Source organism: Thauera aminoaromatica S2 (genome assembly GCF_000310185.1).
Classification (GTDB): domain Bacteria; phylum Pseudomonadota; class Gammaproteobacteria; order Burkholderiales; family Rhodocyclaceae; genus Thauera; species Thauera aminoaromatica.
The window spans coordinates 1-13,836 of the sequence record NZ_AMXD01000105.1 but is presented as its reverse complement, the minus strand read 5'-3'; the positions used below and the strand labels follow the sequence as shown (position 1 = coordinate 13,836).

Genomic DNA, 13,836 nt, shown 5'->3' with positions numbered 1-13,836 from the left:
GCGCCGGCGGCCGTGGCCCTCGGGCTCGACGCCTTCGAGCCGCCCCGGCGCCAACGTGGCGGGCGGCACGCGGCGCTGGAGGTGCTGCACGACTTTCTCGACGCGCGCAGCGGGCAATACCGCGGCGGCATCTCCTCGCCGCTGAAGGCACCCACCGCGTGCTCACGGCTGTCGCCCTACCTGGCCTGGGGCTGCCTGAGCCTGCGCGAACTGGTGCAGGCCACCCGCGCGCGCGTCGCCGCGCTGCCCGAGGGCGACCGCCGCCGCGCCGGCCTGGCGGCCTTCCTCAGCCGCCTGTACTGGCACTGCCACTTCATCCAGAAGCTGGAGAGCGAGCCGACGCTGGAGTTCCGCAACCTGCACCGCGGCTACGACGGCCTGCGCGAGCCGGAATGGAACCAGGCGCATTTCGACGCGCTGGTGGGCGGGCGCACCGGCTGGCCACTGGTCGACGCCTGCGTGGCGATGCTGCGCGCGACCGGCTGGCTCAACTTCCGCATGCGCGCGATGCTGGTGTCGGTGGCGGCCTACCCGCTCTGGCTGCACTGGCGCGAGGTCGGCCTGTGGCTGGCGCGCGCCTTCCTCGACTACGAGCCCGGCATCCACTGGAGCCAGCTGCAGATGCAGTCCGGCACCACCGGCATCAACACCACCCGGGTGTACAACCCGATCGAGCAGGCGCGCGACCACGACCCGCAGGGCGTGTTCGTGCGGCGCTGGCTGCCGGCACTGCGGCGGGTGCCGGACACCTGGCTGTTCGAGCCCTGGCGCATGCCGGAGTCGGTACAGGCGCGCTGCGGCGTGCGCGTCGGCGAGGACATCGCGTTGCCGGTGGTCGATCTGGAGACCGCCACGCGCGCCGCCAAGACGCGCATCCACGCACTGCGCGCCCAGCCCGAGGTGCGCGCGGCGAAGGCGGCCATCGTCGAGCGCCACGGCTCGCGCAAGCCGCCGCAGGGGCGGCGCAAGACGGCGGCGGGGTCGGCGTCGGGACAGCTGGACCTGGGGTTTTGAGGGGGCAAGGCGATGCGGATGCGGCGCAAGGGGGATCTGCCGACGAAGCCATGCGCGGGGTGTGGGCGGCCGTTCGCGTGGCGGAAGAAGTGGGAGCGCGTGTGGGACGAGGTGCGCTTTTGCTCGGAGCGCTGCCGGCGGGAGCATGGCAAGCCGGGGCGCTGAACGACGACTTTTTGCGGCAGGCCGCGGAGAACAGGCGGGCCTCGAGGGCTTTGCGGGTGGGTGTCGATGCTTTCGGACGTGGTGATCTTCTGGTTTCGCAACGATCTGCGCGTGGGTGACAACCTCGCGCTGGTGGAGGCCTGTGCGTCCGCCGGGCGCCTGCTTCCGGTTTATTGCCACGACCCCTCCGCCGATGCACCGACGCGCTGGGGCTTCGTGCGCCGCGGGCCGCATCGGCGCGCCTTCCTGGAGGCGGCGCTGGGCGACCTGGATGCGGCCCTGCGGGCGCGCGGCAGCGCGCTGCTGCAGCTGAACGGCGCGCCGCGCGCGGTGCTGCCGGCGCTCGCGGAAGCCGTGGGGGCGGCCGTGGTGGTGTGCGAGGCGATCGCGGCACCCGAGGAGGAGGACGAGCTCGCCGCGCTACGCGCCGCCGGGCTGAAGGTCAAGGCGATATGGCAATCCACCCTGCTCGACCCCGCGGCGCTGCCTTTCGCGGCGGCGCGCCTGCCCAAGGTGTTCACCGCCTTTCGCCAGGCAGTGGAGTCCGCCGGCCTGCAGCCGCCCGCGCCCCTGCCGGCGCCGCGGACCCTGCCGCCGTGGCCACCGCTCGATCGACGGCCCCGCAGGAGCGACGCAAGTCGCGATCTCCGCGCCGGGCGCTCGCCTGGGGTGGCCGGTCGCGATCCTTGCGCCGGGCGCTCGCCAGGGGTGGAGCGTGCGGAACCGGGGAATCGCGACTTGCGTCGCTCCTACGGGGGCTCCTGCGGGGCCGCCGATGCGCTCACCGTGGAAATCGGCGAACAGGCCTCGTTTCCGTGGTGGCAGCCGGCATTCGCCGGGGGCGAGCGTGCGGCGCTCGCGCATCTGGCACGCTATTTCGCCGGCGATCGGCCGCGGCACTACAAGGCGACGCGCAACGGGCTGAGCGGCGTCGACTTCTCCAGCAAGTTCTCGCCCTGGCTGGCGCAGGGCGCCTTGTCGGCGCGGGTGGCCTTGGCCGCGCTGCGCCGCCACGAGATCGAGCAGGGGCCGAGCGACGGAAGCTACTGGCTGTGGTTCGAGCTGCTGTGGCGCGACTACTTCCGCCTCCTGCATCTGCAGCACGGCCGCCGTCTGTACCGGGCGCGCGGGCTGAACGAAGGCGCAGCGCAGCCCGCGCACGACGCCGCTGCGTTCGCGGCCTGGCGCGTGGGCGGCACCGGCCATCCCTTCATCGACGCCGGCATGCGCGAGCTCGCGGCCACAGGCTGGCTGTCGAACCGCATGCGCCAGATCGTCGCCAGCTACCTGATCCACGACCTCGGCTGTGACTGGCGTGCCGGCGCGGCGTGGTTCGAGGCGCAGCTGGTCGATTACGACGTGTATAGCAACCAGGGCAACTGGCTCTACATCGCCGGCCGCGGCACCGATCCGCGTGGCGGGCGGCGCTTCGATCCGGACCGGCAGGCGGCGATGTACGACGCGGACGGCGCCTATCGGGCGCTGTGGGCCGAGCCCGAGCCGCGCACGCGGGCCAGCGCCGCTGGCGGCAGCGCGCCGAGCAGGGCCCCGGCCGACACCACCACGATGCCGACGATGGTGGTCGTGCCGAGGGCCTCGTCCAGGATCAGATAGGCGCCGATCGCGGTAAACGCGGGCACCAGCGCCAGCATCATCGAGGCTTCGCCGGCGCCGACCTTCTGCACCGCGTAGCTGTAGAAGCCGGCGGCGAGCATGGAGGCGATCACGCCCTGGTACACGCACTGCAGCGCGATCTCGCCCCAGCTTGCGGCGCCGATGCCGGATGGCAGCCAGAGCAGGTAGATCGGCATGAAGACCAGCGCCGAGAAGCTCGCGATGCCGAGGATGCCGAACTGCGGCTTGACCTGCCAGCGCCGCATCAGCAGGCCGAAGATCGCCCACGCCAGTGCGGCGGCGAGGAAGAGCAGGTCGCCGATCCAGGCGCTCCCCTGCGCCGGGGCGAGCAGGCTCTCGAAGCCGATCAGCAGCAGGCCGGCGGTCGAGAGCAGCAGGGCGACCACGGTCGGGCGGGCGATGCGGAAGCCGCTCGTCACCGCCATGATCACGATGGTCCAGAACGGGATGCCGCCGTTCACGAAAACCCCCGCGTGCGCGCTCGGCGCGAAGGCGAAGCCCCAATACACGCACAGCCCGTAGGCCAGCCCGCCGACGCAGGCGAGCACGGCATGGCGCGGCCAGTCGCGCATCGGCACGAAGCGCAGGAAGAAGGGCAGCGCGATCATGCCGGAGACGCCGTAGCGCATCGCGGCGATGTCGAAGGGGCTGAAGCTGGTGGTGGCGCCGAAGCGCGACACGAGGTTGAAGCCGGACCAGAACACCACCACGGCGAGTGCGGCGAGCAGGCCCCGGACGGCGTCGGAGTGGGAGGGGTGGGGCGTGGTCAATTCGGCTCCGGATAAGGTACGGGTGGGCGGCGGTGATCGTCGGCGCGCCAGGACCGGGAGCGGCCGGGCGCGCCGGGCGGCCGCGGGCGGCTTCAGCCCGGCTGGTTGCGCATGAAGTCGGCGGTCTTGAAGAAGCTCTGCAGCAGGCGCTCGCGCATCGGCTCGGCGATTCCCGCCTCCTCCATCGCCAGCAGCATGCAGGCGACCCACTGGTCGCGCTCGCGGGTGCCGATCGCGAACGGCATGTGGCGGGCGCGCAGGCGCGGGTGGCCGAACTGCTGCACGAAGAGGTCCGGCCCGCCCAGCCAGCCGGAGAGGAACATGAAGAGCTTGTCCCGGGAGCCCTGCAGGTCTTCGGGGTGCAGCGCGCGCAGTTCGGCGAACTGCGGGGTTTCGGCCATGAGGCCGTAGAAGCGGTCGCACAGGCGGGCGAGTACGGGTTCGCCGCCGATCGTGTCGTAGGGGGTGGTCGGGTCCATCGTGGTCCACGGGGGCTGTGGGGGGGGGTTGCGGCACCTCGAACCAGGCGCACCGACCAGGATTGTCGCAGACTCGGGCAGCGCTTGCGCGGTTCGGCGCCCGGCGGTACGCGCGGCGAGGCATCCACCTCCGGCGCGGCCGGATTGCAGCCGCGGGAGCGGGCTGGCTGGCGTATCCGAAACCGCACTCGTCGCCGGCTGCGCCGGTTTTCCGTGGGAGCGACGCGAGTCGCGATGACGGCCACCCGGCTGCGACGAGTCTCGGCGGGTGATCAGACGTTGCCATCGCGACTTGCGTCGCTCCTGCAGAATCCGCCTTGCATCCCGGATGCTGCGCCGGCTGCGCCCGACTCGTGCCCCGCCCCCCGGGGGGCGTGGCTGCGCCTTAGAGCTGCACCACCGGCAGCCGCCTCACCGCCTTGACCAGGATCTTGTAGATGTCGTGGTCGAAGGCCGGGCGGCCGGCCTCCAGCAGGTCGGCGAGCATGGCTTCGTCGGTGGCGGTGCCGAGCCAGCGCCAGCCGTCGACGACGTGGATGGCCTCGCCCTCGCGCAGGCCGACCGGGCCGGGCCAGGTCCAGTGCTCGACCTTCAGCGCGTGCAGGGCCTCGATCAGGCGCAGGGCGTGGGCCTGGGGGGATTCGCCGCCGTGGCAGGCGCCACGGCAGCGCTTCAACTGGAAGTCGAAGCAGCGCGCACCTTGCGGGGGTTTCTCCAGGCCGAGCAGCGGCGGGCACAGGGCGTGGTCGCGGGCGAGCGCGCGCAACCGGTTGGTGGCCTCGCGGCGGGTGCGGAAGAAACCGTAGAGGTCGTCGCGGCGGCCGAAGTCGAGGTCGGCCGCATGCACCAGCTCCAGCCGCCAGTCGCCGACGATGTCGGTGGCGAGCCGCCAGGTGCACAGCTCGCGGTTGCGGCGCAGCTGGCGGTTGTGGGTGGGCTGCAGGCGCTTGACCAGTTCGGCTTCCTTCAGCAGCGCGCCGACCTCGCCGGCGGTCGCGATCCATTCGATGCGGCGCACCTGCTGGCTGAGGCTGAGCTCGCGGTCGCTGCTGTGGTCGGCGGCGAAGTGCGACAGCACGCGGGTGCGCAGGCGCGTGCTCTTGCCGATGTAGAGCGGCAAGTCCTGCAGCGGCGCGTGGCGCTTGCGGTCGCGCGCGCCGGTGCGCGCCCTGCCGGGTCCGAGCGGATCGGCCTCGGCTTCGACGTCGGCTTCATCGTTGCCCCCAGGCTGGCTGCTCTCGCCCCCGCGCTCGCCGTAGAACAGATACACCCCCGGCGTGTCGGGCAGGTCGGCGATCTGCTCGGGGTCGAGGTGGGGGGGCAGGCTGGGGTGGCCGATGAGTTCGCGCACCGCGGCATCGATGTGACCGGGCGGAAAGCGTTCGTGGATCCTCTGCCAGAACTGCCACAGCAGCCGGGCGTCGCCGAGCGCACGGTGGCGGTCGGCCACCGCCAGGCCGTGGCGCTCGATGAGGTGGTCGAGACCGTGGCGGCGGTGGTCGGGGAACAGCCGGCGCGACAGCTTGACGGTGCACAGCACCTGCGGCCGCATGTCGAGCCCGGCGCGGCGGAAGGCGGCGCGCAGGTGGCCGTGGTCGAAGCGTGCGTTGTGGGCGACGAAGAGGCGGCCGTCGAGATGGTCGAAGACCTCGTCGGCGATGTCCTCGAAGCGCGGTGCGTCGGCGACCATGTCGTCGTCGATGCCGGTGAGGCGCTGGATGGTCTCGGGGATGCGCGACGCGGGACGCACCAGCGTCGACCACTCGCGCACGCCCTCCTCGTCCACCTGGACGATGCCGATCTCGGTGATGGATTCGCGTTGGGCTGGGCCGCCGGTGGTCTCGATGTCGACAAAGGCGAGGCCGCCGGGAAAGCTGCGGAGGGTGGGCGTCAAGAGGGAGCGAACCGGCGGATGGGGTCGCTCTTCGAGCGTGCGCGGGCGCGCGGGTTCCCGTGCCCGCCGTGTTCAGCGCACGCCGAAGCCGGCGTCCTCGATGGCCTGGTGGATGTCGGCCTCGGCGACGAAGGCGCCGTGCTCGATGGTGGCCGCGCCGGTCGCGAGCGAGATCTCCAGCCAGCCGATGCCGGGCAGGTCCTGGATGGCATTGGTCACCAGGCGCAGGCACTCCTCGTCGCGCATGCCGGTGATCGTGAGCGTGGTGGTGTTCATGGGCAGCTCCGTGTCCGATCGGCGCATCTTGTGCGCAGGCACGGACGCGCGCAAGCCCGGGCCGCCTGCCCAGCGTCTCAGCGGGTGGAGACGACCTGCGACGCGTGCACCGGCGGCACAGACTGCGGCGCGGCGAGCAGCCTGCGGTAGAGCGCGGCGAGCCGCCCGGCCATCACGCCGTCAGCCCACTCCGCGGCGTAGCCGCGCGCCTCGGCGGCGAGGCGCCGACGCAGGCGGGGGTCGGCGAGCACGACGTCGACCACGGCGGCGAAGCCGTCGGGATGGTCGGGCGCGATGCGTGCGCCGCGCTCGGAGCGCAGGATGTCGGTGGTGCCCATCGCGGACAGCGCGACCACCGGCAGCCCGGCGGCCATCGCCTCGAGCAGCACCAGGCCCTGCGTCTCGGTGCGCGAGGCGAACACGAACACGTCGGCGGCGGCGTAGCAGTCGGGCAGGCGGCGACGGCGCTCGAGATAACCGACGAAGCGCACGGTGCTGCCCAACCCGGCGGCGAGCGCCTGGCGCTGCAGGCGGGCGTTCGCCGGCCCCTCGCCGGCGACCACGAGGACGAAGTCGGGGCGACGCGCCTTCAGCCGGGTGGCGACCTCGAGCAGGAAGCCGATGTTCTTCTCGTGCGCGACGCGGCCGATGTAGAGCGCCATCGGCGCATCTTCCGGGATGTCGTAGAGGCGGCGGAAATGCGGACCGTCGCCGGCGGCGAAGTCCTGCAGCGGGATGCCGGTGGGCAGGACCTCCATCGGGCTGCGCACGCCGTAGCCGGCGAGGCGCTCGTGCATCGCGGTCGAGGGCACCACCACCGCATCCACCGCATTGCACTGCGTGCGCGACACCCGCCGCGCCAGCCCGCGCAGCACGCCCGCGGGCAGGAAGGGCAGGTAGTGGTGGAGGTATTCCTCGAAGAAGGTGTGATAGGTCAGCAGTACCGGCCTGCCCTGGGCGCGCGCGGCGCGCAGTCCGGCACGATGGGCGAGGAAGGGGGTCTGGATGTGCACCAGGTCGCAGACGGCGGCCTCGCGCAGGGCGGCGGCATGCATCGCGCGCGCATCGACCAGGCGGTCCTCGGGGTCGAGCGGCAGGCGGCGCCCCGCGACGCGCACGATGCCGGGCTCCTCGGCCTCGCCGGCGTAGCGCGGCGCGATCAGGCGCACCTCGACGCCCTGCGCGGCAAGCGCGCGACGAAAGGTCGCGATCGACGTGGACACGCCGTTCACACGCGGAAAGAAGACGTCGGAGACCATCAGCACGCGGATCATTCGGCCAGCATGCGCCGGGCGTGTTACCGCAGGGTGAAGGCCTCCCTGCGGGTTAGCCGGGGTCCGCCTGCCGGGCCACGGGTGCGACAATGTGCGCAGCCGCCTCAGGTTTCAGTCGGCTGGAGCCGTTATACAGAATCTAAAGCCTGTGCCGAGTCCCCCATGAACCGTCCTGAATCCGACCGCCTCCTGAGCGAGGAGGCCTTCTCCATGCCCGGCAACGACGAGACCCGCGTCGGCGAGATCATCGGCCGCAACCTGCTCGAGTGCGCCCCGGACGAGCCCCTGCACGAGGCCGCGCGGCGCATGAGCGAGCGCCGGGTGAGCTCGATCCTGGTGGTCGAGGACGACCGTGTGGTGGGCATCTGGACCGAGCGCGACGCGTTGCGGGTGGATTTCGACGAGCCCACGACCTTCGCCCTGCCGGTACGCGCCGTGATGAGCTCGCCGGTGCGCGTGGTGTCGACGGCGACGCCGCTGCACGAGCTGACCGTGCGCTTCCGCGAGGAGCACGTGCGCCACTACGTGGTCGAGGACGAGACCGGCCGGCGCGTGGGCATCGTGTCGCAGACCGACGTGGTGCTGAACCAGGGCATCGAGCACTACCTCAAGCTGCGTCGGGTGGATGCGCTGGTCAAGGGCGGCCTGCATGCGCTGCCCGCGGCGGCGGGGCTGGGCGAGGCGACGCGGCGCATGCGCGAGGGCGGGGTGGACGCGGTCGTGGTGGATTACGGCGCGGCAGACGCCTCCGCGCCCGCGGGTCGCTACGGCATCCTCACCGAGCGCGACGTCACCCGGCTGGTGGCGCAGCGCACGGCCGACCGCGCGCTCGGCGAGCTCGCCAGCCGGCCGCTCGTCACCTGCCGCGCCGACGACAGCCTGTACCGCGTGCGCATGCTGCTCGCCGAGCGCCACATCCGCCACATCGGCGTGCTCGACGCCGAAGGCGAACTGGTCGACCTGGTCAGCTTCAAGGACATCCTCAGCGGCATGGAGCTGGCGTACGTGCATGAGCTGCACGACGCCCTGCGCGCGCGCGACCTCGCGCTGAGCGCCTCGCAGCGCGACCTCTACCTGGCCGAGAAGGTGATCGAGAGCTCGCTCGAAGGGGTGATGGTCACCGACGCGCACGCGCGCATCCTCTCGGTGAACCCCGCCTTCACGCGCATGACCGGATATGCGCCGGAAGAGGTCGTCGGGCTCAATCCCTCGGTACTCAACTCCGGCCGCCAGAGCCCCGCCTTCTACGCCCGCATGTGGGACGGCCTGCTGGGCGACGGCCAGTGGCAAGGCGAGGTGTGGAACCGGCGCAAGACCGGCGAGGTGTATCCGCAGCTGCTGCACATCACCGCGATCCGCGACCGCGAGGGCGTGCTCACCCATTACGCGGCGCTGTTCACCGACATCAGCCGGCTCAAGGAGACCGAGGCGCGCATCCGCGACCTCGCCTATTACGACCCGCTCACCGGCCTGCCCAACCGCCGCCTCCTCGACGACCGCCTGCAGGTCGAGCTCGCCCACGCCGCACGCCTGCGCTGCCGGCTGGCGGTGATGTTCGTCGACCTCGACCGCTTCAAGCGCATCAACGACAGCCTCGGCCACGCGGTGGGCGACAAGCTTCTGGTCGAGATCGCCGCCCGCCTGCGCGCCAGCCTGCGCGACGACGACACCGTCGCCCGCATGGGTGGCGACGAGTTCCTCGTCGTGCTCAACAACCTGTCCGGCCCCGACGAGGCGGCGACGATGGCGCGCAGGATGGTCGCGGAGCTGCGCCGCCCGGTGAATGTCGAGGGCCGCGAGCTGGTGGTGACGACCAGCGTGGGCGTCGCCGTGTACCCGGACGACTCGCGCGACGCCGACACCCTGGTCAAGCACGCCGACGTGGCGATGTACCGCGCCAAGGACGAGGGGCGCAACAGCTTCCAGCTCTTCGAGCCGGCGATGAACGCGCGCTCGCTCGAGCGCCTCGCGCTCGAGACCGCGCTGCACCGAGCCCTGCCGCGCGACGAGTTGCAGCTCTACTTCCAGCCGGTGATGAAGGCCGAGGGAGGTGAACTGGTCGCGGTCGAGGCCTTGCTGCGCTGGCGCCACCCCGACCTCGGCCTGGTGTCGCCGGCCGACTTCATCCCGCTCGCCGAAGACACCGGCCTGATCGTGCCGATCGGCGAATGGGTGCTGCGCAGCGCCTGCGAGCATCACCGGCGCTGGTGCGAGGCGGGCGGCGCACCGCTGCACATGATGGTGAACATCTCGGCGCGCCAGTTCCGCGAGGAAGGCTTCGCCGCGATGGTCGGCAGCGTGCTCGCCGAGACCAGCATGACGCCGGGCGACCTGACGCTGGAGCTCACCGAAAGCATGCTGATGGACGACACCGACCGCGCGCTCGCGCGCCTCGACCATCTGCGCGCGCTCGGCGTGTGCCTGGCGATCGACGATTTCGGCACGGGGTATTCGTCGCTCGCCTATCTCAAGCGCTTTCCGATCGACGAACTCAAGATCGACCGCCTGTTCGTGCGCGGCATCGACCGCAACACGCGCGACGCGGCGCTGGTTTCGGCGATCGTCTCGCTCGGCCACAGCCTGGGCCTGCGCGTGGTCGCCGAGGGCGTCGAGACCGCCGCCCACCTCGACGTGCTGCGCCGCCAGGGCTGCGACCTGGCGCAAGGCTTCCACTTCAGCCCGCCCTTGCCCTGGGAAGAGTTCGTCAAAGCCTACCCGCCGGCGGGCTGAGCGCCGCGGTCCTCGCCCGCCCGAATCGCGACTTGCGTCGCTCCTACCGGGGCTGCGCCGGCGGCGGCTGTCCCGAAGCGCGGCGCTGCGGTTTTCGTAGGAGCGACGCCAGTCGCGATCGGCCGCAACAATCCACGCGCCGCGGTCTTCGTACGGCCAAATCGCGACTTGCGTCGCTCCTACCGGGGCTGCGCCGGGGGCGGTCGTCCCGGAGCGCGGCGCTGCGGTTTTCGTAGGAGCGACGCCAGTCGCGATCGGCCGCAATCCACGCGCCGCGGTCCTCGTACGGCCGAATCGCGACTTGCGTCGCTCCTACCGGGGCTGCGCCGGGGGCGGTCGTCCCGGAGCGCGGCGCTGCGGTTCTCGTAGGAGCGACGCCAGTCGCGATCGGCGGCAATCCACGCGCCGCGGTCTTCGTACGGCCGAATCGCGACTGGCGTCGCTCCTACAGGAAACCGCTACGGTTTCCGGGGTGGGGGCGTCCGACCGCCTGCCACGCCGCGCGCACCGCCTCCTCGCCGTAGCGGCGTTCCAGCCGCCGCACGGTGAAGTGACCGCGGCTGACGGCCTGGAAGTGGTCCATGAACATCAGGTTGATCGTCGCCCCCGCGGCGGCGCCGATGCCCGGCACGAGCATGCCGGCGGCCTTCTGGGTGAGCTGCACCTTGTAGCGCGCCGCCACCATCGTGATCAGCCGCGCCAGCGCCGGCGCGCCTTCGCTCGACAGCCCCTTCTGGGCGAAGTGGCGCGCGGCCTCCGACACCGTGGTGGCGAGGGCCGCGCGCACGGCGTAGTAACCCGCCTCGGCCGCGTCGTCGCTGCTCGCGTTGCCGCCGAGGGCGAACACCTCGAGCGCGGCCAGCCTCGCCTGCGCGCTGCCGATGTCCTCGCCCTCGCCACGCGCGATGTCGAGGATGGAGCGCATGATCAGCACGGTCGACAGCGGGATCTCCACCGTCAGCCCGGCGACCCCGAAGGCGCCGCCGCCCGCGCCGCTCACCGAGCCGAGCAGCTTGTGCAGGCGCGGAGAGGCTGGCTGGGCGGCGGGCTGCAGGGTCTTCGCGGCGGTGTCCATCGCCTTCATCAGCGCGTCGTGGGCGAGCCCGCCGATGCGCTCGCGCCAGCTCGCCGGCAGGCGCGCCATGCCCTTCTCCAGCGGGCTGCCGACGAAGCTGCTCAGGCGCGCGGCCAGGCTGGGCCGCTCGAGCAGCACGCGCGCCTCGGCGAGCGCGCGCAGGTCGGCGGCGTCGAGCATGTGGCGGGTTTCGTGGCTTGCGTTCATCGCGATCGGGTCCGGTGAGGGTGTCCCTGCTCAGACGCGTCGGTGGCGGCGGGCGTTCCCGCCCTCAGGACGGTTTGCCGGTTTCCAGCGCCTGCAGCAGCGCGGCGCCGATCACCGCGGCGGACTGTGCGCCCGACAGGCTGAGGCGGCGGTCGAGGATGAAGAAGGGCACGCCCTCGATGCCCTGGCGACGCAGCCCGGCGGCCATGCGCTGCACCTTGTCGGCATCGGTACCGCGCTCCAGCCACTCGCGCACCAGTTCGCGGCGGTCGCCGCAGGCGGCGGCGAGATCGGCCAGGGTGTCGAGGTCGCCGATGTCGCGCCCCTCCTGGAAGTGCGCGGCGAACAGCGCGTGGGCGAGCGCGCGCACGCGCTCCGGCTTGTGGCCGTGGGCCTGGGCACGGTAGAGCAGGCGGTGCGCGGCGAGCGTGTTCGGGCGCGTGGCGATGCGCTCGAAGGCGTACTGCAGCCCGTCGCCGGCGGCGGCCTCGCGCATCTGGTCCAGCACCGCCTCGGCCTTCACCGGGCCGCCGAACTTGCCCTCCAGGAAGGCGCGGTAGGGCTCGCCCGCGGGCGGAGTGTCCGGGTTGAGGAAGAAGGGCAGCCAGTTGATGCGCGGCTCGATGTCGGGGCGCGTCGCGCGCAGCTCGGCGAGCGCGCGGTCGAGACGGACGGCGCCGAGGAAGCACCACGGGCAGACGAAGTCGGAAACGAGGTCGATGTTCAGGATCATGGGGAGGGGGTGAGTTTCGATGTACGGCTGGGGAAGCGGGGATGCGGGCACGTCGTCCGCGGCGGGGCTCAGGTTAAAGGATTCCTGAACACCGCGCGTCCACGTTGAAGCCCGCCTTGATGGCGACACACGACCGCGCCCGGCCGGCGGTGGTCGCACTTCACAGAAAGCGCGCGATGAAGCAGGGTCGCGCCGGGTCCGCATCCGCCGGCAGCGCCAGCCAGACGCGCCGGCCGCTGCCCGGCACACGCTGGATCGCCTCGCCATCGGCGCCGAACAGCCGCTCCAGCACCGCCTCGGTGTTGCCGCCCGGCTGTACGAACTCCAGCCGGTCGCCGACGCCGAAGCCGTTCTTGACCTCGACCTCGGCCAGGCCGCGCGCGGCATCCCAGCCGACCACCTCGCCCACCAGCAGGCTGCGCCCGGATTCGGAATGGCCGCGCAGGTAGTTCTGCTGCTCGGGGGTGGAGTGGCGCTGATAGAAGCCGTCGGTGTAGCCGCGGCTGGCCAGGCCCTCGAGTTCGCCGAGCAGGCGTACATCGAAGGGCCGCCCGGCCACCGCATCGTCGATCGCGCGCCGGTAGCCCTGGGCGGCGCGGGCGACGTAGTAGGGGCTCTTGGTGCGGCCTTCGATCTTGAGCGAATCGACGCCGATCTCGACCAGGCGCTGCACGTGCTCGATCGCGCGCAGATCCTTCGAGTTGAGGATGTAGGTGCCGTGCTCGTCTTCCTCGATCGGCATCCGCTCGCCCGGGCGGGTGCCTTCTTCCAGCAGCCACAGCTTGCTGCCGCCGAGGTGGCGCGGGCCGCCGCCGAGTGCGAGGCCCTGCGCGGTGTCGAGCGCGCTGCGGGTGGCGGTGCCGACCGCGCCGGCGTCCTTGGGGTTGCCGATCGGCGCGCCGCCGCAGGCCTGCACGTCGCCGGCGGCGTCCTCGGCGGCCTCGTGCAGCTTGTAGTCCCAGCGGCAGGAGTTGGTGCAGCTGCCCTGGTTGGGGTCGCGGTGGTTGAAGTAGCCCGACAGCAGGCAGCGCCCGGAGTAGGCGATGCACAGCGCACCGTGCACGAAGACTTCCAGCTCCATGTCCGGGCAGGCGTCGCGGATCTCGGCGACCTCGTCCAGCGACAGCTCGCGCGACAGGATGATGCGCTTGACCCCCACCGACTGCCAGAAGCGCACCGAGGCGTAGTTGGTAGTGTTGGCCTGCACCGAGAGGTGGATCGGCAGCTCGGGCCAGCGCTCGCGCACCATCAGGATCAGCCCGGGGTCGGCCATGATCAGCGCGTCGGGCTGCAGCGCGATCACCGGCGCCATGTCGTCCTCGAAGGTGCGCAGCTTGGCGTTGTGCGGATAGATGTTGGCGACGAGATAGAACAGCTTGCCGGCGGCGCGGGCCTCGGCCATGCCGGCGGCGAGCGTGTCGAGCTGGCCGAAGTGGTTGTTGCGCACGCGCAGCGAATAGCGCGGCTGGCCGGCGTAGACCGCGTCCGCGCCATAGGCGAAGGCGGTGCGCATCATGTCGAGGGTGCCGGCGGGGGCGAGCAGTTCGGGGCGGCGCGGGGCCGGGGGGGAGGCGGGCATCGGGG

General features: G+C 72.1%; 11 protein-coding genes and 1 pseudogene. 4 read left to right on the top strand and 8 right to left on the bottom strand.

Going from position 1 to position 13,836, the window contains the following annotated elements:
* The 3 genes from C665_RS14445 to C665_RS14440 form a co-directional block, all read left to right on the top strand.
* A partial coding sequence (locus C665_RS14445) for an FAD-binding domain-containing protein (RefSeq protein WP_004316770.1) occupies positions 1–1,014 on the top strand: 1,014 nt, incomplete at its 5' end.
* Between the two features lie 12 nt (positions 1,015–1,026).
* Positions 1,027–1,179, top strand: a complete 153-nt coding sequence (locus tag C665_RS20325) for a DUF2256 domain-containing protein (protein WP_004316769.1) — start codon at positions 1,027–1,029, stop codon at positions 1,177–1,179.
* 66 nt (positions 1,180–1,245) lie between these two features.
* Positions 1,246–2,793, top strand: coding sequence for a DASH family cryptochrome (locus C665_RS14440; protein WP_083854711.1), 1,548 nt, complete (start codon positions 1,246–1,248; stop codon positions 2,791–2,793).
* On the opposite strand, the pseudogene C665_RS14435 reads toward C665_RS14440, so the two are convergent.
* From C665_RS14435 to C665_RS14415, 5 genes and pseudogenes are all read right to left on the bottom strand, one after another.
* Positions 2,778–3,794, bottom strand: a pseudogene (locus C665_RS14435) (DMT family transporter); the annotation flags it as partial. The gene C665_RS14440 and the pseudogene C665_RS14435 overlap by 16 nt on opposite strands.
* The gene (locus tag C665_RS14430) at positions 3,677–4,063 is read right to left on the bottom strand and encodes a group II truncated hemoglobin (RefSeq protein ID WP_004316760.1); all 387 of its coding nucleotides are present in this window, start codon (positions 4,061–4,063) and stop codon (positions 3,677–3,679) included. The gene C665_RS14430 and the pseudogene C665_RS14435, both read right to left, overlap by 118 nt.
* A 385-nt stretch (positions 4,064–4,448) precedes the next feature.
* Positions 4,449–5,957, bottom strand: coding sequence for a 3'-5' exonuclease family protein (locus C665_RS14425; RefSeq protein WP_004316758.1), 1,509 nt, complete (start codon positions 5,955–5,957; stop codon positions 4,449–4,451).
* A 72-nt stretch (positions 5,958–6,029) separates the two neighbouring features.
* Positions 6,030–6,233 carry a heavy-metal-associated domain-containing protein gene (locus C665_RS14420; RefSeq protein WP_004316756.1) on the bottom strand — a complete coding sequence of 68 codons (204 nt, stop codon included), beginning with the start codon at positions 6,231–6,233 and terminating at the stop codon, positions 6,030–6,032.
* A gap of 77 nt (positions 6,234–6,310) precedes the next feature.
* A complete protein-coding gene (locus C665_RS14415; RefSeq protein ID WP_004316754.1) occupies positions 6,311–7,507 on the bottom strand; it encodes a glycosyltransferase in 1,197 nt (398 codons plus the stop codon).
* Between the two features lie 162 nt (positions 7,508–7,669).
* Between C665_RS14415 and C665_RS14410 the strand changes: the two genes are divergently transcribed.
* Positions 7,670–10,237: an EAL domain-containing protein gene (locus C665_RS14410; protein WP_040829355.1), complete on the top strand. Its 2,568-nt coding sequence runs from the start codon at positions 7,670–7,672 to the stop codon at positions 10,235–10,237.
* Between the two features lie 445 nt (positions 10,238–10,682).
* Here the strand turns inward: C665_RS14410 and C665_RS14405 are convergent, their stop codons facing one another.
* From C665_RS14405 to trhP, 3 genes are all read right to left on the bottom strand, one after another.
* Positions 10,683–11,519 (bottom strand): EcsC family protein, encoded by an 837-nt coding sequence (locus C665_RS14405; RefSeq protein ID WP_004316752.1) that lies wholly within the window; start codon positions 11,517–11,519, stop codon positions 10,683–10,685.
* A gap of 64 nt (positions 11,520–11,583) precedes the next feature.
* Positions 11,584–12,252, bottom strand: coding sequence for a DsbA family oxidoreductase (locus tag C665_RS14400; protein ID WP_004316751.1), 669 nt, complete (start codon positions 12,250–12,252; stop codon positions 11,584–11,586).
* A gap of 160 nt (positions 12,253–12,412) precedes the next feature.
* Positions 12,413–13,831 carry a prephenate-dependent tRNA uridine(34) hydroxylase TrhP gene (gene trhP / locus C665_RS14395; RefSeq protein WP_012586255.1) on the bottom strand — a complete coding sequence of 473 codons (1,419 nt, stop codon included), beginning with the start codon at positions 13,829–13,831 and terminating at the stop codon, positions 12,413–12,415.
* Positions 13,832–13,836: the final 5 nt, after the last annotated feature.

What these genes read in the sequence shown, in the direction of transcription:
- C665_RS20325 (WP_004316769.1), top strand. Translation starts at nt 1,027, where the DNA reads ATGCGGATGCGGCGCAAGGGGGATCTGCCGACGAAGCCATGCGCGGGG.
- C665_RS14440 (WP_083854711.1), top strand. Translation starts at nt 1,246, where the DNA reads ATGCTTTCGGACGTGGTGATCTTCTGGTTTCGCAACGATCTGCGCGTG.
- C665_RS14430 (WP_004316760.1), bottom strand. Translation starts at nt 4,063, where the DNA reads ATGGACCCGACCACCCCCTACGACACGATCGGCGGCGAACCCGTACTC.
- C665_RS14420 (WP_004316756.1), bottom strand. Translation starts at nt 6,233, where the DNA reads ATGAACACCACCACGCTCACGATCACCGGCATGCGCGACGAGGAGTGC.
- C665_RS14415 (WP_004316754.1), bottom strand. Translation starts at nt 7,507, where the DNA reads ATGATCCGCGTGCTGATGGTCTCCGACGTCTTCTTTCCGCGTGTGAAC.
- C665_RS14410 (WP_040829355.1), top strand. Translation starts at nt 7,670, where the DNA reads ATGAACCGTCCTGAATCCGACCGCCTCCTGAGCGAGGAGGCCTTCTCC.
- C665_RS14405 (WP_004316752.1), bottom strand. Translation starts at nt 11,519, where the DNA reads ATGAACGCAAGCCACGAAACCCGCCACATGCTCGACGCCGCCGACCTG.
- C665_RS14400 (WP_004316751.1), bottom strand. Translation starts at nt 12,252, where the DNA reads ATGATCCTGAACATCGACCTCGTTTCCGACTTCGTCTGCCCGTGGTGC.
- trhP (WP_012586255.1), bottom strand. Translation starts at nt 13,831, where the DNA reads ATGCCCGCCTCCCCCCCGGCCCCGCGCCGCCCCGAACTGCTCGCCCCC.